At 45.8% G+C, this 21073-nt stretch carries 15 protein-coding genes and 5 pseudogenes; 2 read left to right on the top strand and 18 right to left on the bottom strand.

Features of this window, described 5'->3' with window-relative positions:
* Positions 1–48: 48 nt before the first annotated feature.
* The 17 genes and pseudogenes from QZL66_RS02960 to QZL66_RS02885 form a co-directional block, all read right to left on the bottom strand.
* Positions 49–1158, bottom strand: a complete 1110-nt coding sequence (locus QZL66_RS02960; RefSeq protein ID WP_022410279.1) for a glycosyltransferase family 4 protein — start codon at positions 1156–1158, stop codon at positions 49–51.
* Positions 1159–1175: 17 nt separating this feature from the next.
* A complete protein-coding gene (locus QZL66_RS02955) occupies positions 1176–2171 on the bottom strand; it encodes a glycosyltransferase family 2 protein (protein WP_022410278.1) in 996 nt (331 codons plus the stop codon).
* A complete protein-coding gene (locus QZL66_RS02950; RefSeq protein ID WP_022410277.1) occupies positions 2158–3288 on the bottom strand; it encodes a polysaccharide pyruvyl transferase family protein in 1131 nt (376 codons plus the stop codon). The genes QZL66_RS02955 and QZL66_RS02950 overlap by 14 nt, the downstream gene beginning before the upstream one ends.
* Positions 3289–3308: 20 nt before the next feature.
* A pseudogene (locus tag QZL66_RS11930) lies at positions 3309–4109 on the bottom strand (glycosyltransferase); the annotation flags it as partial.
* Between the two features lie 87 nt (positions 4110–4196).
* Positions 4197–4823, bottom strand: a pseudogene (locus QZL66_RS11925) (sugar transferase); the annotation flags it as partial.
* 326 nt (positions 4824–5149) lie between these two features.
* Positions 5150–5692 (bottom strand): PglD-related sugar-binding protein, encoded by a 543-nt coding sequence (locus QZL66_RS02940; RefSeq protein WP_022410275.1) that lies wholly within the window; start codon positions 5690–5692, stop codon positions 5150–5152.
* A gap of 394 nt (positions 5693–6086) precedes the next feature.
* Positions 6087–6209 (bottom strand): annotated as a pseudogene (locus tag QZL66_RS02935) (DegT/DnrJ/EryC1/StrS family aminotransferase); the annotation flags it as partial.
* 57 nt (positions 6210–6266) lie between these two features.
* A pseudogene (locus QZL66_RS02930) lies at positions 6267–6606 on the bottom strand (DegT/DnrJ/EryC1/StrS family aminotransferase); the annotation flags it as partial.
* Positions 6607–6671: 65 nt separating this feature from the next.
* Positions 6672–7091: pseudogene (locus QZL66_RS02925) on the bottom strand (DegT/DnrJ/EryC1/StrS family aminotransferase); the annotation flags it as partial.
* 197 nt (positions 7092–7288) lie between these two features.
* The gene (locus QZL66_RS02920) at positions 7289–9205 is read right to left on the bottom strand and encodes a nucleoside-diphosphate sugar epimerase/dehydratase (RefSeq protein ID WP_022410271.1); all 1917 of its coding nucleotides are present in this window, start codon (positions 9203–9205) and stop codon (positions 7289–7291) included.
* Between the two features lie 36 nt (positions 9206–9241).
* Positions 9242–9643 carry a VanZ family protein gene (locus QZL66_RS02915; protein ID WP_022410270.1) on the bottom strand — a complete coding sequence of 134 codons (402 nt, stop codon included), beginning with the start codon at positions 9641–9643 and terminating at the stop codon, positions 9242–9244.
* Positions 9640–11472, bottom strand: coding sequence for a glutamine--fructose-6-phosphate transaminase (isomerizing) (gene glmS, locus QZL66_RS02910; RefSeq protein WP_022410269.1), 1833 nt, complete (start codon positions 11470–11472; stop codon positions 9640–9642). The genes QZL66_RS02915 and glmS overlap by 4 nt, the downstream gene beginning before the upstream one ends.
* A 23-nt stretch (positions 11473–11495) precedes the next feature.
* Positions 11496–12176, bottom strand: coding sequence for a CpsB/CapC family capsule biosynthesis tyrosine phosphatase (locus tag QZL66_RS02905; protein WP_022410268.1), 681 nt, complete (start codon positions 12174–12176; stop codon positions 11496–11498).
* Positions 12173–13723 carry a polysaccharide biosynthesis tyrosine autokinase gene (locus QZL66_RS02900; RefSeq protein ID WP_022410267.1) on the bottom strand — a complete coding sequence of 517 codons (1551 nt, stop codon included), beginning with the start codon at positions 13721–13723 and terminating at the stop codon, positions 12173–12175. Before QZL66_RS02900 ends, QZL66_RS02905 begins: the two co-directional genes overlap by 4 nt.
* A 126-nt stretch (positions 13724–13849) precedes the next feature.
* Positions 13850–15592 (bottom strand): ABC transporter ATP-binding protein, encoded by a 1743-nt coding sequence (locus QZL66_RS02895; protein WP_022410266.1) that lies wholly within the window; start codon positions 15590–15592, stop codon positions 13850–13852.
* Positions 15582–16031, bottom strand: coding sequence for a S24/S26 family peptidase (locus QZL66_RS02890; protein ID WP_022410265.1), 450 nt, complete (start codon positions 16029–16031; stop codon positions 15582–15584). Before QZL66_RS02890 ends, QZL66_RS02895 begins: the two co-directional genes overlap by 11 nt.
* Positions 16024–16284 carry a PqqD family protein gene (locus QZL66_RS02885; RefSeq protein ID WP_022410264.1) on the bottom strand — a complete coding sequence of 87 codons (261 nt, stop codon included), beginning with the start codon at positions 16282–16284 and terminating at the stop codon, positions 16024–16026. Before QZL66_RS02885 ends, QZL66_RS02890 begins: the two co-directional genes overlap by 8 nt.
* A gap of 596 nt (positions 16285–16880) precedes the next feature.
* Here QZL66_RS02885 and QZL66_RS02880 point away from each other — a divergent pair.
* Positions 16881–18026, top strand: a complete 1146-nt coding sequence (locus QZL66_RS02880) for a nucleotidyltransferase domain-containing protein (protein ID WP_022410262.1) — start codon at positions 16881–16883, stop codon at positions 18024–18026.
* 84 nt (positions 18027–18110) lie between these two features.
* Here the strand turns inward: QZL66_RS02880 and QZL66_RS02875 are convergent, their stop codons facing one another.
* Positions 18111–19025: a hypothetical protein gene (locus QZL66_RS02875; protein WP_022410261.1), complete on the bottom strand. Its 915-nt coding sequence runs from the start codon at positions 19023–19025 to the stop codon at positions 18111–18113.
* A gap of 254 nt (positions 19026–19279) precedes the next feature.
* Between QZL66_RS02875 and QZL66_RS02870 the strand changes: the two genes are divergently transcribed.
* Positions 19280–21040 (top strand): 1-deoxy-D-xylulose-5-phosphate synthase, encoded by a 1761-nt coding sequence (locus QZL66_RS02870; protein WP_022410260.1) that lies wholly within the window; start codon positions 19280–19282, stop codon positions 21038–21040.
* The last annotated feature ends 33 nt before the right edge of the window (positions 21041–21073 follow it).

Genomic DNA, 21073 nt, shown 5'->3' with positions numbered 1-21073 from the left:
GATTATAAGTAACAAATATATCGTCATGTTAACTTCTCCAAATTCCGATTAATGAACCATTTTCTCATAGCTTTCATGTGCTTTCTTTGCTAAAGCATCCCAATCATATTCTAATGAAAGAATATACGCATTTTCGCCCTTGTTCTTAAACGATTGTTTTTCTGATATCATTTTCAGTATGGTAGTCTTTATTGAGTCCACATCATTATCAGTTCCCCAACCAGAGTTTGTGGCTTCAACTTCTTTTCTCATATTAGATCCAGTTGTAACCAAACAAGGTAATCCATATGCCAAGGCTTCAAGTAATCCTGTTGGATGTCCTTCAAAACGAGAGGTCATTAAGAATACATCAGCAGATATAAGAACATCCTCTTTTTCTTGTCCAAACACACCATCGTGAAATGATATAATGGCAGTCATACCATTATCCGTAATCATCTTCTTTAATTCATCAAGTTTTCCTTCTTGATTTGATCCGTAGAATGTAATGGTCACATTGTTATCTATCAGTTGCTGCTTAATCTCAATGCAAGCTTCTATCAGCAAGTCAATGCCTTTTTGATACGGCTCAATTCGACCAATCGACACGCATTTAATCTGGTCTTTTTGATAATCCCTTTGTATTCTACTTGGAACGATAGTGCCATTAGGTATAACAATTCTATTTTTATTCCATTTTTCAGAAGTTTCTCTTTTCTCTTGTTCAGTAAGAAAATGTATTGCTTTGGCCTTTCCCATAAACCGATAATACCCAAGTACTATATTTCCTATGATTTTTTTTATTTTTTTCTTGCTTTGCGCAGACGCAGTAAGCTCACCTCTCGGAACAACAATATACGGGACATTAAGTTTCATAATCTCACGTCTGATTGCTTCCCTTGCAAACGGATATCCTTGTTCAACTATTATTAAATCCGGATTTGAAAAAGGATGCGGAAGATCTTTGATTCTTCCTGATGGAACAGTTGTTAGGTCAATATAGTATTTCTCTTGACGCCATTTCTCAACATTGCTTTTCCCTTCTGGAATAGGAGTATTAACTAAATTATACCAAAGCACATTGTCAAACTTCGCCTGTGACTTAACCTGATTTGGAACGCTATATGATGGTCCACTCCAAGGCCTTCCGTCAATTTTAGAAACATATAATATATTCATTTATTCTACAGAGCCCCTTAAAAACTACCTTGAGATATTTTTTTACGTCGTTTCTTATCTAAGAAGGCTAGAAGCTGCGGGCAGATCGAACCTCCACACAGCATCATTTTCCTATACAATGAAACATCCTTTTTAAGTATCAGCCTATATGTGTTTCTCTTAAGAATGGCTTTCCACCTCTTGTAATCGTTTGTATATTTACTTTTCTGCTCAGCATTAATAAGCTTAGTGATAGCCCCTAAACAAAACAAAGCCATATGTAGATCAAACATATTATCTATGAGATTGCTTTTTATAGTTATCTCATTTTTTATCGTATGTAGAGCTTTTTCTCCATTATACATTTTCTGAATATCAAATTTTGTAGTAGCAGATACTTCGTTACTTCTTCTATAATAATACGTCTTTCTTTCACCTACTCCAATCGAAGCAGATTTCATCGCGCAGACAGTGATAAAGTTAAGTCCTTCTCCGTAAAACAGTGTCTCAGAAAATCTAATACCGTGCTTTTTCAAAAAATCCAGACTATATATCTTATTCCAACAACCGACGATAACTCTGGGGGATATAAGCAATGCAACTGCTTCCGCTGGTGATAATTTTTCAATTCTATCTTTTTCAATCTGCTGTTCGTTTCTCTGTGTAAAACAATTCTTAGAAAAACAAAAATCAGATTTGGTCTTTGTAGCTAGCCACATTAAATACTTTATTGCATCCTTGGCTAAAAAATCGTCTGCATCAACAAAAACCACATATTCTCCATTGGCATTATCTAATCCAACATTTCTTGCAGAACTAACTCCACCGTTTTCCTTAGTAATAAGTCTTACTCTTGGATCTTTTTTGGAAATCTCGTTGACAATAGATGCGGAGTTATCCGGAGAACCATCATCAATGGCTATTACTTCAATATTCTTATATGTCTGTTGCAGAATAGACTCTATGCATTCTTTAATATATCTCTCAACATTGTAAACAGGTACGATTACAGAAACCAAATTATTTTCTTTCATCCTTAGCTCCACACTTCTCAATGGCTTCAATCAAAGCCTTTTTTGATTCCTCTCTTATTCTAACTATTGTTTTTCCAGTAACATTATAATCTATCGGAACAGCCACAATACTTTCAATATCAGCGAACTCAGCCGTTACTCTGTTGTCTACACCATACTGTTGCATTAAAAAAGCAAGTTTATTCTGGTTATTCCGAATTAATGAAATAAACTGTGATTGAGTAGCAAGTGATATTACCGAACCATGGAATGTATCTGTAAATATCATGTCGGAACACTTAAACCATAAGAATAATTCTAAAGGTGAAACATTTGGATTTTCATCACACCATTTATGAAAATATCCTAAACTGTAGACCTTCAGTCCTCTTTTGTCTGCATATTTTCTAATGGAGTTCACAGTGGCATCATCATTCATGTTATAGTCATATGAATAAACAATGCAGTATTTTTCCGGATGCGCTTGTCTAAATCTTTCAACTCGTTCTTTAGAAAATAGTTTTGAAAAATCGTGAAGCAAAACTGGATCACAAACAATAGGGACATCATTTCCTGAATAATGCTTAACAATATCAGCCGAATTTTGATCTCTAACTGTAATCGCTGTTATATTGTTGATTCCAGCAGCTACCATAGCATCCATATTGTGATCGTTAATCATTTCCAATGTAGTAGGTCCAAAACTTGCAGCATAGGATACTTGTTTCTTGCATGGCACACCTATTCCATAATACCACGGATTCGGCCCAGCTTCTATACTAAAGATCTCATCACTACCAATTACAACTAAGTCAATGTCAGTTGCTTCTGAATAGTATGTTCCAACAACATCGTGCCTTTTACGGAACTCTGATAATATTTCTCTTTTCTTAACATTATATGCCGTTCTATCTACTCCGTTTTGAACCGTATACTTTAAATATGTAGGAATTGAGCGAAGCGAAATATTATATTTTTTTCCCGCAGCTGCACCACCCATAAAATCGTAGTTTTTCTGAAATTGAAGGGCTTGTGCGTTATAGCCTAATTTCTTCAATTCTTGTATTAAAGCGAATAATTGTAAATGTGCACCATGGTTATGAACGTTATAGTGCGTTATAATTCCAGCCTTTTTCAATTCTCATTCTCCTATTATCATTATTTTCTCAATAATTTCTCGTACAGAACCTTCTTAACGCCTGAAGGAGTATTCACAAATGCTCTGATATAGAGCATATTCATCATAGCCTCTTTTTTATTAATCATTCCATGTTCAAGCATAAAGTCCTGAAGCGTTTTCCAGCCTGTAATGCGCTCTTTTGAGCCTCTTTTAGAATCGAATCCGTTTCCTACACGAACATATACAAGAGACTCATGGATATTCGCAAGTCTGCATCCAGCAGCTATCATATTAAGCCACAGGTAGTAATCTTCTAAAAGAAGTAGTGTTTTATAGCCACCACATTTTTCAAGAGCCTCTTTTTTCATGCAAACCGAGACATGGTTCATAGGGTTACGCTTCTTGCCCATCTTAACGATATCATCATGTTTTTTAGGACAGGATCGAACACGCATATCTTCATCAATAGACTCGTTAAACTCAGCAATATCAGTACCGAGAACATCAATTTCAGGATGCGTCTCAACATATGCAATCTGTCTCTCAAATCTGTGCGGATCGCTGATATCATCTGAATCCATTCGCAAGATATAATCACAGGTGCATTTTTCAGAACCGATTCGCAGAGCTTCACCTAATCCATGGTTTTCCTCCTGCGGATAATACTTTACAACATCTTCTTTTCCTATCTGGAATTCATTCAGAACAGTATATAATTCATCAGTAAGCGGTCCATCAAACACAACTACAATCTCATCAGGCTTCACTGTCTGATCATCATAGATACTATTTAAAGCAATTGACAAGAAACTTGGATCATCATTCTTGTACACGGACATCAATACAGAGTAAGTATGCTTTCTATTATTGAAATCAAAATCATCGAAATCGTCTGTGGGTTCAGAATCAAACTGCTTTGTCTTTTCCAGTTCTTTAGCCATTGCTCCAGTTCCGCCTTCTACAATACCCTCATGCTTAAGAACAGAAAATATAGAACCAAAGAACATTTTCATGTCCATACGGAAACCAGCTAAACTGCTTTTGCTAAGTTCATTCGCATACACACCGTCAAGTTTAGCCTTCACAGGAATCTCCAGTTCATCACGACCGCTGATCTGCGCAAGACCAGTCAAACCAGGCTTAACATCGTTAGCACCATACTTGTCTCTCTCGGCGGTCAGATAATCCTGATTCCAGAGAGCCGGTCTCGGACCAATAACGCTCATATTTCCTCTAAAAATATTCCAGAGCTGGGGAAGTTCATCGATAGAGGCTTTCCGGATAAAGGCTCCGACCTTTGTAATGCCGCCATTCTGAAGCATGTGTGTCGGCACATCTTTCGGCGTGTTGACGGACATAGAACGGAATTTAAGCAACTCGAAGTAAGACTTATCCGTTCCCACACGCTTCTGTTTAAAGAACACAGGGCCGGGATCATCGGCCTTAATAGCAAGAGCTGTTACAGCGTAAACAGGTGCTAAAACAACAAAGCCACCGAAGGAGAGTACAACATCAAATCCACGCTTGATGTACTTCTCATAGAATGTCGGGATATGTGTGGTATTCGCAACAGCCTCAAGGTGCCCCTGCTTTCCATCTGCATTCACAGGATCATTCGCATTCTCTACAAACACTACTTTTCTACCCTGTACCGGATTCTGCTCTTCCGGCTGATTAGCATACACAGAGTCGGGATACTGTTTCTTGGCAATATGACGCATAACAAGATATGTAGCCCCCAAAGCCAAACCGGTTACCGTAGCTGCTGTTTTCAGATTTTTCTTAGTCTGCTCTTTCACAATCTCTTACCTCACCTTAAATATTCTATATCTAATAGCATTGCTCTGTTCTGCACAAATCCTTATACAGGCCTGTTTATTCACACAGCAACAGGTAGTTTCTCATGCTGTTTCATATGTTCAACCTTCTCAGTATCACATACCTCATTATAGCCTGTCTGCGTTCCGGCCTTGATCTCTGCTCTTGCTTTAACAACAGAGCCGCAGTTAATATGGCAGCCTTCGTGAACGACACTATTATGATTCAATATCACTCCGGCGGAGAGTATGCATCCTGTTTCAACACTCACTGCGGTATGAACAACAACCATAGGCTCTATGAAGCAACCTATGCCGATTTTTGCCGACGGACTAACATATGCTTTTTCATGAATGAGAGTCGGCACTTCATAGCCGATTTCGCATAATCCTTTTATCAGATTCAGGCGAAGTTCTGTATTTCCAATTGCAACAACCGCCGAATCGTATTCATGAATCAACTTATCAATATCACAGATCTTTCCGACGGCAGACGCATAAACATCATCTACAAAATCAATTTTCTTAAAGCACTTCATCGATTCTGCGATTTCCTTGGCGACCATACCATATTGTCCGGCACCTATGATAAGTAAGTTCTTCATAAACACGCCCCCTAAAAAGATTATAAAAGTGTCAAGATGGATTATTACTACGACTTTTAGAGACCGGGTAATACTCCGGTCTCGGAAATACTAGATATAAGAACCAACCGTGTGCTCCTAACACACTGTGTTCATCAGCAAGCTCATATCAGCAACCGAAACTCAGTCACTTATATCAACCCACCAACTTTTATACATCAATGCTTCTTATGTACATACTACAAACCATTTACATACCAATGACCTTCTTCAGCTCAAAAGGTAAATTCTCCGCCGATGCGTGGAAAGTGTTCATACCTGATAATGCAATGTTATTTCCCCCCCGAAAATGTAACGAAACTATGGTAGATTTTAATGTGCATTTTTCTCGATTTTACGCTGTTTTTGCGACTAATCCGCCTTTTATAAACAAGAGGTTATTTCCGTTGAAACTGATGATATTGCCACTTCCGAAAGTACCTGTCTGCTTGCCCTTATATGTCGCACCAAACGATTCTGCTGCGTCTTCCACAAGAACAGGTGTACATTTTCCTCGATTTTACGCTGTTTTTGCGACTAATCCACCTTTTATAAATAAGAGGTTATTTCCATTGAAACTGATGATATTGCCACTTCCGAAAGTGCCTGTTTGCTTGCCCTTGTAAGTAGCACCGAATGATTCAGCAGCATCCTCTACAAGAACAGCACCATGCTTTTCACAAACAGCCATAATCTCATCAAGCTTTGCAGGAGTTCCATAGAGATGAACGAGAACCACAAGCTTTACATCTGGATAAATATCAAAAGCTTTTTCAAGTGCAACAGGATCCATATTCCATGTATCACGTTCTGTATCAATGAAAACAGCCTCGCCGTCCTCATTTGACTGTTGCGTCAAATGTCATATCAGAACAAAATACCTTATGTCCCTGAAGCGTTCCGCAATTTGGCTTTGCCTGTCCATATAGCTTTTCACCTGCAAGTTTGATTGCAAGATGCAAAGCACCCGTACCGCTGGAAAAGCTTTTTCAAGTGCAACAGGATCCATATTCCATGTATCACGTTCAGTATCAATGAAAACAGCCTCTCCGTCCTCATATGCAACAGGATTGACTGTCGCATCAAATGTCATATCAGAACAGAAAACCTTATGTCCCTGAAGTGTTCCTGCATTTGGCTTTGCCTGTCCATAGAGCTTTTCTCCTGCAAGCTTAATTGCAAGATGCAAAGCACCCGTACCGCATGAGAGTGCAACTGCATATTTGCAGCCAATTTTTTCAGCAACAAGAATTTCTGTTTCATTGACATTTTCGCCAGCTGTGGTGATCCAGTTTTTCTCAAACGCATCATTTACCCACTTTTGTTCATCGCCATGCATTGTCGGCGATGACAGCCAGATTTTCTTTTCAAACGGTTTCATTTTATCCATCCCTATTCTATGAATTCACCCGAAGGTGTTTTTATTCTTTTTATGTCATTCTGTGGTGATCCAGTTTTTCTCAAACGCATCATTTACCCACTTTTGCTCGTCACCATGCATTGTTGGCGATGACAGCCAGATTTTCTTTTCAAATGGTTTCATTTTTACACAACCTCCACTCCGAAAAACACATTCTTTCACCCCGTCGGCAGCAGCATCTTCCGATTAAACTCCTCTGGCGTTACGAAAGTTGGCACCATATCGTGCAGCGCCATCACTGCGAGTTCCTCATTGTTTTTCTCTGCTGCATTCCGAAGTTCATGAAGCTTTGCCAAAAACGGCTTTGCGTCAATGTCAATCTGCTTGCCGATAAAAATCAGCTTATTCGAAGTTTTCTGCAAGCCCTCTTCATCCATCAGCAGCTCCTCCCGAATCTTCTCTCCCGGACGAAGTCCGGTAAAGACGATGGGCACATCCTCATAGGGCTTTTTGCCATACATCCGAATCAAATTTTCTGCCAGCGTCAGGATCCGTACCGGCTTTCCCATATCCAGTACAAAAATCTCACCGCCATGGGCAATTGCCGCAGCTTCCATTACAAGGCTGACCGCCTCCGGAATGGTCATAAAATAGCGGATGATATCCCGGTGTGTCACAGTCACCGGTCTGCCGCTCTCAATCTGCCGCTTAAACAGCGGAATGACAGAGCCATTGGAACCAAGCACATTGCCAAAACGTGTGGTTACAAATTCCGTTTTTCCGTCGTGCGTCTGGGAAAGATACTGGATGATCATTTCGCAGCAACGCTTAGAGGCACCCATCACATTGGTGGGATTGACTGCTTTGTCTGTGGAGATCATCACAAATTTCTCCGCATCATAAAATTGCGCCAAAGTCGCTGTGTTAAAAGTTCCGATGATATTATTTTTAATTGCCTCCATCGGCGAATCCTCCATGAGCGGCACATGCTTATGCGCTGCCGCATGGAACACAATATCCGGCAAATACCTCTTGAAAATCTGATCCATGCGGTGATAATCCCGCACCGATGCAATCAGTGTCACCAGATTCAAGGTATCCTTATACTCCATCCGCAATTCCTGCTGGATGTCGTAGGCGTTATTTTCATAGATATCCACGATAATGATCTGCTTCGGTGCATACCGTGCGATCTGCCGCACCAGCTCAGAGCCGATGCTTCCGCCACCGCCAGTCACCATACAAATCTTTCCGCTGATGAAATTCTTGATGTCCTGATTGTCAAACCGAATGGGATCCCGCCCCAGCAGGTCTTCCACATTGATGTCATGAATCTGCTTCAGGAGTGTACTCTGATTGGTGTCGTTTTCAAAAATCAAATCGCTGAGGAACGGCATCACCTTAATGGGCAGATCCGTTTTAGAACATGCATCCAAAATCCGCTTCCGCTCGTCCTTCAGACAGGACGGAATGGAAAAAATGATCTGTTCGATCTTCATTTGCTTTGCATACTTTTGAATCTCGCTGGTATTTCCCACAACAGGAACACCGCGAAGTTTGGTGCCGATCTTGTTGGGAGCGTCATCAATGATGCAAACCGGCTTGTAGGGCGCATCGTTCTGATTGGGAGAGGTATGCGCATGTTCGATCTCTCCCAGCAGGAGCCCGGTGGCTCTTCCACCGCCCACAATCATGGTTCGCTTGTTCTTTGCATCACTTCTGCCGCACTCAACCAATTCTATAAATGTCTGCTTAAACAGCATACGAAACAGGCAAACCCCGAGAATGGTCATGATGCAATGTAAAATCGGATAGAGCATGGGGATGTGTCCACGGATGACATAGACAAAAATACAGGATGCTGCCATGCCAACGACGATACCATAAACGCAGGACAGATAGTCTTTCCAGCTGAAATAACGCCACATTTTGTTGTATGCCCCAAACATAAACAGGCTCATAATACAGCAAAAGACGCTGACCGTAATGGAAATAACCATGATGTGCTGCGAAACGCCGTGATTCCATAGAGAAAGAACAAAATTCGAAATCAGTGCCGCAACAATAACTATAAAGGCATCTGCAATTGCCAAAATAATTTTTCGGAATCTGAATTTTTGAACCAATTCTTTCATCGACAATCCTTCCTCTCAATTCTTCCAAAAAAATTCCTATTTTCTTTGTTTTATCTGCGTATAGAGCCAATACCCCACTGCTGTTCCCAGCGTGTTATGAAAAACATCGTCCACCTCACAAAGTCCACGCCCTGTCAGATATTGTGTCAATTCAATGCACACGGAAAACAACGCTCCCACGCAGATCACCCGCCATGGTTTCCGAAACCATCGGAACAGATACGGCAGGAAACCGCCCAGCGGTAACAGCATCACCAGGTTGCCGCCGATTTGTCCCAGCCAGTACCCTGTGCGTGCACCAGAGAACAGTTCCCGCCATTCCCACAGCGGCACAAGCATACAGCGCCGTGTCTCGGAAGTCCGATCAATCAGCGTCAGCCAAAGAACCGCTGCCACATAGAGCACAAACAAGCCCCAGGCGACTCGCCGCATTTTCATTCCACAGTAACGCTTTTTGCCAGATTTCGCGGCTTGTCCACGTCATACCCCTTGGCAACGGAAACATAGTAGCCCATCAGCTGGAGGGGAACCACTGCAAGACTGCCGGCAAACAACTGGTGGATTTTCGGGATATACACCGTAAAATCTGCGGTATCCTCCATCTCATAATTGCCGTATGTGGTCAGTCCCATCAGGTGTGCCCCACGACTCTTGACCTCCACCATGTTGCTCACAGTCTTTTCGTACAGATTCTGCTGCGTCACCACACTGAATACAATGGTTCCGTCCTCAATCAGACTGATTGGCCCATGCTTCAATTCACCGGCAGCGTACGCCTCCGAGTGAATGTAGCTGATCTCTTTCATTTTCAGGCTACCTTCCATGCCAATGGCATAATCGATACCTCTTCCAATGAAGAAAGCATCTTTCACACCCACCAGCTTATTGGCAAACCACTGGATGCGCTCCTTGTCCTCCAGGATGCGCTCCACCTTTTCCGGAATGGTATCGATCTCCGCCAAAAGTGTCTGATACATCTCGTCGGCGATCTCATTCCGTGCCTTGGCAAACTGCAGTGCCAGCAGATATGACGCCACCAGCTGACAGCTATACGCTTTCGTTGTTGCCACGGAAATTTCCGGCCCAGCAAGAGTATAGAACACACTGTCCGCCTCTCTGGCGATGGAAGAGCCAACCACATTGACGATTCCCAACGTGCGAACGCCCTTTTCTTTTGCCAGACGCAGTGCCTCCAGACTATCCGCCGTCTCTCCGGACTGGCTGATGATAATCACCAGACTCTCCGGCACCAGCGTCATCTTCCGATAGCGGAACTCCGACGCCAGTTCCACACGAACCGGCAAACTGGTCAGTTCCTCAATCACATACTGTGCTGCCATTCCCACATGATACGCCGAACCGCAAGCCACAATATACACCTGCTTCAAGTTTCGAATCAGGTCATCATCAATACCATCAAAGTGAATCTCGCCGTCCTTGACAACCGCATGAATGGTATCCCGAATCACCTTGGGCTGTTCGTGGATTTCCTTGAGCATAAAGTGCTCGTAACCGCCCTTTTCCGCTGCAGCTGCATCCCACTTGATCTCAGTTAATTCTTTCTGAATTTCTTCCTGTTCGATGTTATAAAACGTTGCCGTTCCCTTGGTCAGGTGTGCGATTTCCTGATTGCCGATGTAATAGACATTCCGTGTGTACTTCAAAATTGCCGGAACATCAGATGCCACATAGGTTTCGCCGTCCGCCACGCCGATAATCATCGGACTGTCTTTTCTGGCAGCGAAAATCTCGCCAGGATAATCCTGAAACATCAGTTCCAGCGCATAAGAACCTCGAATGCGCAGCATTGCCCGCACCATGGCATCCACCGGACCCTCCTGATATTTCTTATAGTAATAGTCCACCAGCTTTACCGCTACTTCCGTGTCTGTCTGCGAATGAAACGTATAGCCAACCTTGGTCAGCTTTTCTTTCAGCTGCTGGAAATTCTCGATAATTCCATTATGTACGCCGATGACATTTTTATCATCACTGGAATGGGGATGTGCATTCTGTGCGGAAGGCTCTCCGTGAGTCGCCCAGCGAGTGTGCCCGATACCGCAGTTGCCCCGGACAGCATTGCCATTGTCCGTCATCTCCTGAAGCACCTTGAGCTTGCCCTTTTCCTTGAGGATTTCCGTCTCTCCGTCCCCGTCCCGCACAGCAATACCGGCGGAGTCATAGCCCCGATATTCCAGTTTTGACAAACCGTCCAACAAAATCGGCGCAGCTGGATGATTTCCTGTAAATCCTACAATTCCACACATATTCTCGTTTCCCTTCTTTCCAATTATTGCATATGGCATTCCAACAGACGGTTGGATTTCTCAATAATCTCCGGTCTCACTTTCTTTTGCAGAATCTCAAAGTTCGGTTTTCGATCTGTTAGATTATGACAATCAGATCCGAACAAAAAAGGAAGTTCACGCTTGATGACCTCCTTGGCGATCCGCTTTTGAGAAAAGCTTTGAAATGCTTCTATATTGATTTGCAAAACTGCATCGAGCTGCAACAAATGTGCTGTCTGTTCCCTGTTGTACCAGTTCAGATACCGATGGACATGGGCAATCACAGGTGTCAGACGGTATGTTATGGCGATATTGTCGATTTCCTCTTCCATCCACTCCTGATACGGGGCATAAGGCAGTTCCAGCAAAATCAAGTCTGTACCCTGAATCGCCAGCTTTTCAATATCCGGCGTATCACTTAGACCTTTTTCGATTGCCACTTCTGCGCCCAGGAAGATATTCTGCACCGCTGGGTTTGCCGCTTTCAGCTTTGCAAACTGCCGCTGCCGTTTTTCCAGATATGCTGCGACACTCTTCTCCCGACGCCGGTAAAAATGCGGCGTTGCAATGCTGCGTTCCACGCCCTGCTGCCGCAGCTGCTCCAGCATCGAACATGACATCTCTATGCTGTCGCTTCCGTCGTCCATTTCCGGAAGAATATGGCTGTGGCAATCTGTCATCATGCTTGCTTCTCTCCCTCGATATGCTTCGCATCTGCTTCCGCTTCCGCCGCAACGGTTTCCGTAGATTCCGTTTCCGACGGTTCGGTGCGGTACTGATAGTCGTATTTATATTTGTACTTATACTTGTAATTGGAATAATATCCGGCACTGTGCTTGTGCACCACTTCGTTCAGCACAAAGCCCAGAACATTGCAGTTTGCCAGTTCCAACTGCTTCACTGCGTCCTCTGTCTCCGCATAGGTCGTAGTTCCATAGTGCACTACCATGACCACGCCAGCGATCGAATTAGCCATGCCAGCCACATCCGATACCACGTTGACCGGTGCGCAGTCAATGAGGATTATGTCATACTTTTCTTTCAGCTTATCCAACAGCTCTGCCATCTGCTTCGAAGCCAGCAGTTCCGACGGGTTCGGCGGAATTGTGCCGGCGGTCAACAGATCCAGCGTACCAGTGACATTCTGATGCAGTGCCTCATCCAGCAAGCTGGCGTCGGTGATGACATTAGAAAGCCCGAGCTTATTGGAAACCTGAAAATTCTTATGCTGTACCGGTTTGCGCATGTCAGCGTCAATCAGCAGCACTGTCTTATCAGTTTCCGAAATTGCCGTTGCCAGATTGGCAACAGTTACGGATTTTCCTTCATTCGGACTGGCACTCGTCACAGCAACGATTTTATTCTCGCTGGTGGACACCAAGAAATTCAAGGAGGAGCGGAGCGCTTTATATGTTTCCAGAATGCTGAACGGCAAATCGGAGTTGTGATAGATCAGCTTCCGCTTTCTGTCTGCCGAAGTGCCACGGTCTTTCTTTTTGACTTTGCCGCCAATGCTCTGAATCTCGCCGATCATCGGCTTCTGGAAGTGTTCGCCCAGTTCCGACGAATCCTTGATGGTATTATCGAAGAAGTCAATCACCAGAATCACAAGAATCGCCAGCATTGCACCAGCTGCAAATCCGATTGCGGTATTCTTGGTGACATTGGGAGAAACCGGCGTATCATAGATCTTTGCATCACCAATCTTCTCCACCGATCCTGCCCCGACCACACGGATTAGAAACTGCGGTGCAACATCTGCCATGATGTTGCACAGCGATGCGGAAAGCTCAGCGTTCTGTGTGGTTGTAGTGATCTTTAAGACTTCGGTTTCATCAACCGCAGTCATTGAAAAGCAAGCCTTCAGACTTGTATCCGTCACCTTGCCGTTTTTTAATGTGAAATAGCGGGACAGCTCTTCCTCGGTGTATTCCTTTGCGAGCTGATTTCCCACCTCATCCATGACCACATCATTGTTCAGGATGACAATATATGTGCTTACCAGTGATTTGGAAACCGTCAGGTCGTTGTTGTTGATGCCCTGCTGTTCCTGATTTTGCTTCTCGCTGTTCTTGACATACATCGAAATATTCGACTGAAACTGTTGGGGAATCACGTAACTGGATACCAAAAACGTACCAGCTGCGCCAACCACTGCGGCGCAAATAATCCACCAAATGTGTCCCAGAAACAAGAAAATCAAATCTTTTATGGTATAGCTTTTTTTCATTTGTCAGTCCAATCCTTACTTTTCAGCAGACTGCATTCTTTCTCAACGCTCTATCGTTCAAATTTTGACTAATATATATTCAAAAAAAAAAAAATCGCACCTCAGAATTTCTGAAATACGATTTCTCTATGATTCTGAAAACGGTACACCGTCATGTAGCGTTCTCCAAAAAATTCCATCCTCGGTCATCTGAATCTCACGGTTACATATGGAGAGCACCTGACCACGATGCGTCACAATAATCACCGTCTTGTCTGTCATCTCCTTGAGATTTTCCAACAATTTCCGCTCTGTTGGCACATCCAGAGAACTGGTAGACTCATCCAGCAGCAGAATCGGGCTGTCCACATAGATAGCTCTAGCAACTGCAAGCCGCTGCATTTGCCCCTCCGAAAGCCCTGTGCCGTTTTCTCCAAGCAGCGTATCCATGCCGTGTTCCAGCTTGTCCACAAACTCATCGGCACAGGCGATTTGCAGCGCTCTGCGAAACTTCTCCTCTTGAAATGCGCCGCCGGATGTAAATGTGACGACCTCCCGAATGGTGCCGCTCATCAGCTGATTTCCCTGCGGCACATAGGCAAACAGCCTGTGCCAGCGGGCATCCATGGGATGCTGTGTTCCGTCTGTGTCCTGTAAGAAAAGCCTGCCGCTGTCCGGATGATAGAGGCACATCAAAAGCTTGAGCAGCGTAGACTTTCCGCATCCGCTGTGCCCCGTCACCGCCACATAGTCGCCCTTCTGAATGGCAAGGCTCACATCTTTCAGCACCACAGGCATGTTTTTCTTTTCCAGATTCGAAAGCTCCTGCGATACCGGATAGTAGGTGTAATTCACATGTTCCAGCACAACACTGCAAAACGACTGCTCATAGAATTGCTGCACATACGCCAGGGAGTACGGCGGTTCGGTTGACTCATCCGCAAACTGCTCCACCTCCATCAGACGCTCCGCACTGGAGAGCATGGCAAAAAACTGCGGAAAATAGCCGGTAATGTTGGCGAACGGCTGCTGAATCTGTGCGATCAGCTGAGTGATGCCCACCAGCGTGCCATAGGACATGGTATCTGTCAGAATCCCATAGCCGCAATAGCACGCCCCCAACACGTACATGCCATTCATCGCCGCCCCAAATCCAATGTTGCAGAAGTTGGAGAAACGATTTTTCCGAAGCCGTGCTGCCCTGTGCGCCTGCATTTTTTCCGCTGCCGCCTCTTCCGCCTGCGACTCTGCCGCAAAGGAGCGGAGCATCATCATACAGCCCAAATGCTCCTGTAAAAAGATGCGCAGTTTTCCGTCCTTTTCCTGTGTATTCCGATGCAGGCGCTTGATGACACGCCGAAAGGCATAGGTGAAGAGAATCAGGATTGCACCGCATGGCACCAGCATAGCGGCAAACCGCACATCGTAAATCAAGATCATGGTCAGTGCACTGACCAGCTTCACGCACATTCCAGCCAGTCCCGGCAAAATCGCTACACAGCTGTTGGCGACCAGTGCGGTGTCATTGGTAAGACGGTTCAGCCACTCGCCGGAGTGCACAGCGTTGACGGACGCATAGTCCTTATATAACAGATAGTGGAACAGCCTGCTCTTAAACAGATTTTCCAGCGTCGCACGGGATAGTTCCTCCAACCAGCGAATCAGCCCACGGATGGCAATCTGTCCGGCGACCAGCAGCAGAAGCAAACCGGCAAAGAGCAGAAAGCCGTTTCGGTCGTGACCCACCGCACGGTCTACCATCTGCTGCAACAGCAGCGCATACAGAACACCAGAACAGCCGTTGATGCCCTGCGCCAGAATCAGCAGGGCGACGCACCGCTTCTTTTTTCCTGTAACACGCCAGAGCCATTTGAATGTACTATTTTTCATGCTGCGGTTTCCTCATTCTCTTGAGTTTCCGGCGAAGGCGCAGGAGAAACGCTCGCACGGGAAAGCAGTCGCACCAGAGATGCACATAGAGCCGGTACTTCGGACACTCCACAGAGAATGGTTTTCCATCTCGTATCACACTGTGCAGAACACCGATGATCTGCCCGTCTGTGACGCCGTATTCCCGTGTCCATCGGTTGTCCCCGCAAAGCACATAGTCCTGCGGGCGCACCTTGAGAATGCGGTGCAGCACATATTGTCCGCTGCTGCGCCGATACAGCGGAACGTCATACCGATGCAGTCTTCCCGCCGGTTTGGGCACGATCTCCAACAGATCCCGTCCCTGCCGAATCAGAGGCAGCATACTGTCCCCCACATTATAATAGATGAGCTTCCCGTTCTTCGCCAGTTCCTGTTCAAAAGTAGAGCGTTCAGGCATCGACAGCACCGTACTTCTTCAGTTCTTCCAGCACCTTCTCCACATCCTTGGCAATTACCTCCCGTGGCGCATCGTACTTTTCCGCCATCTTGTCCACAATCTCCTCCTCGGTGGTTTCCTGCGTCAGACAGTGCACCAGAAAACTTGCTGTGGGATTGCTGCGGAAAAATCCGGAAAATTCAGTGTTTCCTGTGGAAATCACGATGCTTTCTGTGCCGGTGTCGTGGACAATAAATCGATCATTGAGTTTCATGATGTTCTCCTTTGCTTGTGTAAATTCGTTTAAACTTCAAGAAAATACCGCACAAAGAGCGTCTGGCGATTTTGCACGCCATCTGCTTGCAAATTTCCCGTCATATTTCACAAAAATGCTCGTGAATACATCAAGTATTCACTCCGCTTTTTGTTTCATCTGACGAAAAATTTGACGACGCATCTGTCGCACAATCTTTGTGCGGTATTGCCTCAAATCTGAGTTTTTAGACAAACTCAATCACTTTTCCAAGAAAGCTTTCATCGCTTTCAATTGCAATACAATTTTTCGCATCATAAATCGGCACAGGCGAATATTTTTTGCCATCAATTAAAAAAGACGGTATGCTTTTTTCAGCATTTCATCCAGCTTTAACACAACATAATTTTTTATGTGAAATTCATAGACAACTCTGCTCATAGTTTTCTTCTCCGTGCATGCGATTCCTCTCTCAATTATACGGCAAAATGCAATTTTTGTCAACAGTCCTGTAAAACAAATCACGCAATCCCACGTCCGATTTCCGCCTTGACGAATTCCCTCTTTCCATGATATAATGGTCATAGAACATCCATTGCACAAGGGAGGCGATATCCATGACACAGCAGCAGGAAGTGCTCGCTCTTTTCTATCTCTGCTACTGCAAGCTAAACCACATTTCCCCTGACCGGCAGCGGACAAAAGGACTGGACATCTCTCAGCTCTATCAAATATCCGTATATCACGACATCGGCGCAATTGTCTGCATGGCGCTGGAATCTGCCGGCATTCTCGACAATGCCGATCCGCAAACGGCGAAAGCATTTCGGAACATCAGGAACAAGAGTCTCCGCAAAGTGCTCTTGCTGGACAATGGCAGAGCTGAAATCTTCCGCTTTCTGGACGAAAACAAGATCTGGCACATGCCCCTGAAAGGTGTCATTCTGAAAGACTACTATCCGGAACTCGGCATGCGGCAAATGTCTGACAACGACATTCTATACGATGCCGCTTTCCGAAAAACAATGCAGCAATACATGCTCTCTCAGGGCTACACACTGGGCGCAAAAAAAGCCTATGAGGACGACTACTTCAAGCTGCCGGTGTACAACTATGAGATGCACCTCTCTCTCTTCGGGAACAATGATTCTGATTTCAGCCAATACTTCCAAAATATTGAGGAACGGCTGATCCGAAACGGCTATCTATGCTGCTTTACAGACGAGGACTTCTACCTCTACTTCATGGCGCACGCTGCCAAGCACTACCGTTCCGGCGGAACAGGGTTGCGGCATCTGCTGGACTGTTATGTTTTTTTGTCGAAAAAGCAGGACACCATGGACTGGAACTATCTGCACTGCGAGCTGGAAAAGCTCGGGCTGGTTGATTTTGAGCGGGACAGCCGTCTGCTGGCGGAAAAAGTCCTGACCGATCAGCCGGTGACGCTGACTGAACCGGAATCCAAGATGCTGGACTTTCTCACACGTTCCGGCACCTATGGCGCACTGGGAACCTACGCCCAAAACGAATTTCAGAAAACCATGCAGAAGGTCCAGCAGAACGACGCACATCCCAGCAAGCTGAAATATGTCTGGCACCGCCTGTTTCCCGACGATGACTTCTATCAGAACTACAGCATGTTCTGCTATCGGCACAAGTGGGCACGGCCGTTTTATACCGTCTACCGTCTGGTACGGCTTTGTCTGACCAAAAGCCGGCGAAAGAAAGTGCGCCTTGAAGCCAAACTTCTCCAGAAAAAATAAATATTGTTTCTGAAAGAATCAGAAAAAGCGTTTCCATTGGAGGAAACGCTTTTTTGATTGGCTAAGCAGAACGGAAAACCGGCGTCACTGCTGAAATTCCATGTCCTCCCCGCTGTGCTCCTTGTCATCCTGCCAGTATATTACACCATCCTGGAACGAAAAACTGCCGCTGCCATCGGTATAACAGACAGTTTCCTCCGGTTCAACTCCCTCTTCTGTAAATGTGTAGCGGGTCTTGGTTGCACCGCCGCTGCACACCATGGTCTGGGTTGCGTCCTCAAAGATTAGCGGATAAATCCATTCATCGTAAACAAAAGCGCTTTCTGCCCAAGAGATACGCCCCTGATATGTGCCGTCTCCCATTTCTGCAATTTGCAGTGTCGCACGGCCGCATCCCCAGATGCCAAGGTAAGCTTCTGAAGCGAGGATTTCATCTATCCCCCGTCCGTCATCTGCAATCCCGCCAGTGCCGTCCATACGAACGTAACGGGGATCGGCGCCATTTCCAACAAAAAGCTCCAGCTTGTATGCACTGCCGTCGTCCCGAAATCCCAGATAAAATGCGCCGTCATCGGTATACAGCAGATACCAGTAGCTCAGCATGCCGCCAATTTCTTCCGTCTCATATTGGATGTATCCCGTATTCTCCACATTTCCGGTGGCATAGTATGCCGTGAATGTTCCCGTTGACTGAATCGAGAGATGCGCAGTATCCGGATCGCCGTCCAGATACCATTCGCCGGCAATGCTGCGAAATGGGGCGTCTTCCAACGCTGTCGCCGTTTCCGCAGAAGTCGAAGCACTCGTGGTTTCTGTCGTCACAAGCGGCGCAGCAGTTGCCGTTTCTGTTTCAGCAGTTGCCATCTCTGTTTCGGCGGCAGTTATCTGCTCTGTTGTCGGATGCTCCGGCGTATTCCCCGCAGTTTCACCGCATCCAGCCAGCAAGGCAGTTGCAAAAAACAGCACGGACAGTGCTCTATTCCTTAGAATTTGTCTCATTTGCAAGCCCTCCATTTCCTGTTGTTTTCTTTTATCATACCAGATATTGTCCAATTTGGCAAGTGGTTTTTTAAAATTTTATACTTTTTTGAGAGTGCATAAAATTCATATATGAACAAAAAGAAAATTCTTGAAAATTCCACTTGACTTAGAGTCAACTCAAAGTGCTATAATGAACCTGTCCAAACCGCTGAGAATCCACCGATTCTCAGCTTACATGAACCAAATTGACACACAATCAGGAGGGAACGACAATGTATTTGGAAAAAATCAATGCGCCAGAGGATGTCAGGCAGCTGAACACTGAGGAACTGCGGGCGCTCGCCGAGGAAATGCGGCAGGCACTGCTGTTCCGGCTGAGCCGCCACGGCGGACACTTCGGCCCGAACTTTGGCATGGTGGAAGCGACCATCGCACTGCACTATGTATTCGATTCGCCCAGGGACAAGATCGTCTATGACGTTTCGCACCAGAGCTATCCCCACAAGATGCTGACCGGCAGAAAGAATGCCTATCTGTCCGAGGAGCATTTTGAGGACGTTTCCGGCTATACCAATCCGAAGGAAAGCGAACACGACTTCTTCAATGTCGGTCATACCTCGACTTCTGTCAGCCTTGCCAGCGGTCTGGCAAAAGCCCGTGATCTGAAGGGTGAGGACGGCAATGTCATCGCTGTCATCGGCGACGGCTCTCTCAGCGGCGGCGAGGCTCTTGAAGGGCTGGACTTTGCCGGTGAGATGCACTCCAACTTCATTGTTGTCATCAACGACAACGACATGTCCATTGCGGAAAACCACGGCGGTCTGTATCGGAATCTGAAGCTGCTGCGGGATACGGACGGCAAGGCAGAGTGCAATCTGTTCCGTGCCATGGGGCTGGATTATGTGTTCGTCAAGGATGGAAATGACATCGAGGCACTGATTGCCGCTTTCCGGCAGGTAAAGGACAGCAAGACGCCGGTTGCCGTGCACATCGTCACCCAAAAGGGAAAGGGTTATGCACTGGCAGAGCAGCACAAGGAAGAATGGCACTGGCATCTTCCGTTTGACATCGCCACCGGCAAGACAACCGTTCCCGCTGGCGGCGAAAAAGACTATGACACTGTTACCGCAGAATATCTCCTGAAAAAAATGCAGGAGGACGCAAGCGTCTGTGCCATCACCTCTGCCACTCCCACAGTATTCGGCTTTACCAAGGAACTGCGGGAACGGGCCGGAAAACAGTTCATCGACGTGGGCATTGCAGAGGAACACGCTGCTGCGATGGCATCCGGCATTGCCAAAAACGGCGGAAAGCCGTTCTGGGGCGTGTACAGTTCTTTCCTCCAGAGAACCTATGATCAGATCTCGCAGGACATCTGCATCAACCAGAATGCTGTGACCATTGCGGTTTACACTGCATCCGTCTACGGTATGAACGATGTCACGCACCTTGGCATTTACGACATTCCTATGATCTCCAACATCCCGAATCTGGTATATCTGGCACCGGTCACAGCAGAGGACTATTTTGCAATGCTGGACTGGTCGCTGGAGCAGACTGAGCACCCCGTTGCCATTCGTGTGCCGATTCAGTATATCTCCGACGGAAAGCCGGTGACCAAGAATTTCGGCGACCTGAACCGCTATGAAATGACACAGGAGGGCAGCGAAATCGCCATTGTGGCGCTTGGCTCTTTCTACCCGCTGGGCGTTGCAGCAGCAGAGAAGATTGCCCAGAAAACCGGCATCACGCCCACCCTCATCAATCCGTACTATATCACCGGACTGGATACCGATTGTCTGGAGCAGCTGAAAGAGAACCACCGTGTGGTTCTCACGCTGGAGGACGGCGTTCTGGACGGCGGATTCGGCGAGAAGATCGCCAGATTCTACGGCGATTCCAAAGTACGCACCAAGTGCTTCGGTCTGAAGAAAGAATTTCTGGATCGCTATGAGGTTTCGGAAGTGCTCCGTGAAAACCACCTGACCGCTGAGCAGATCGCAGAAGACGCTGTTACGATGCTGGCAGAGTAAGAGCTCGTGTTCATAGGCGTCTATCTACGTCTT

The organism is Ruminococcus sp. CAG:330, from assembly GCF_000437175.1.
Taxonomy (GTDB): Bacteria; Bacillota; Clostridia; order Oscillospirales; family Ruminococcaceae; genus Ruminococcus_C.
This window is presented reverse-complemented; position numbering and strand designations above follow the sequence as displayed.

Bases quoted from the DNA above. Each gene is read 5' to 3' on its own strand.
- QZL66_RS02870 (WP_022410260.1), top strand. From the start codon at position 19,280: ATGTATTTGGAAAAAATCAATGCGCCAGAGGATGTCAGGCAGCTGAAC.
- QZL66_RS02920 (WP_022410271.1), bottom strand. From the start codon at position 9,205: ATGAAAGAATTGGTTCAAAAATTCAGATTCCGAAAAATTATTTTGGCA.
- QZL66_RS02960 (WP_022410279.1), bottom strand. From the start codon at position 1,158: ATGAATATATTATATGTTTCTAAAATTGACGGAAGGCCTTGGAGTGGA.
- QZL66_RS02900 (WP_022410267.1), bottom strand. From the start codon at position 13,723: ATGAAAAAAAGCTATACCATAAAAGATTTGATTTTCTTGTTTCTGGGA.
- QZL66_RS02885 (WP_022410264.1), bottom strand. From the start codon at position 16,284: ATGAAACTCAATGATCGATTTATTGTCCACGACACCGGCACAGAAAGC.
- QZL66_RS02890 (WP_022410265.1), bottom strand. From the start codon at position 16,031: ATGCCTGAACGCTCTACTTTTGAACAGGAACTGGCGAAGAACGGGAAG.
- QZL66_RS02915 (WP_022410270.1), bottom strand. From the start codon at position 9,643: ATGAAAATGCGGCGAGTCGCCTGGGGCTTGTTTGTGCTCTATGTGGCA.
- QZL66_RS02895 (WP_022410266.1), bottom strand. From the start codon at position 15,592: ATGAAAAATAGTACATTCAAATGGCTCTGGCGTGTTACAGGAAAAAAG.
- glmS (WP_022410269.1), bottom strand. From the start codon at position 11,472: ATGTGTGGAATTGTAGGATTTACAGGAAATCATCCAGCTGCGCCGATT.
- QZL66_RS02880 (WP_022410262.1), top strand. From the start codon at position 16,881: ATGACACAGCAGCAGGAAGTGCTCGCTCTTTTCTATCTCTGCTACTGC.
- QZL66_RS02940 (WP_022410275.1), bottom strand. From the start codon at position 5,692: ATGAAGAACTTACTTATCATAGGTGCCGGACAATATGGTATGGTCGCC.
- QZL66_RS02955 (WP_022410278.1), bottom strand. From the start codon at position 2,171: ATGAAAGAAAATAATTTGGTTTCTGTAATCGTACCTGTTTACAATGTT.
- QZL66_RS02905 (WP_022410268.1), bottom strand. From the start codon at position 12,176: ATGATGACAGATTGCCACAGCCATATTCTTCCGGAAATGGACGACGGA.
- QZL66_RS02875 (WP_022410261.1), bottom strand. From the start codon at position 19,025: ATGAGACAAATTCTAAGGAATAGAGCACTGTCCGTGCTGTTTTTTGCA.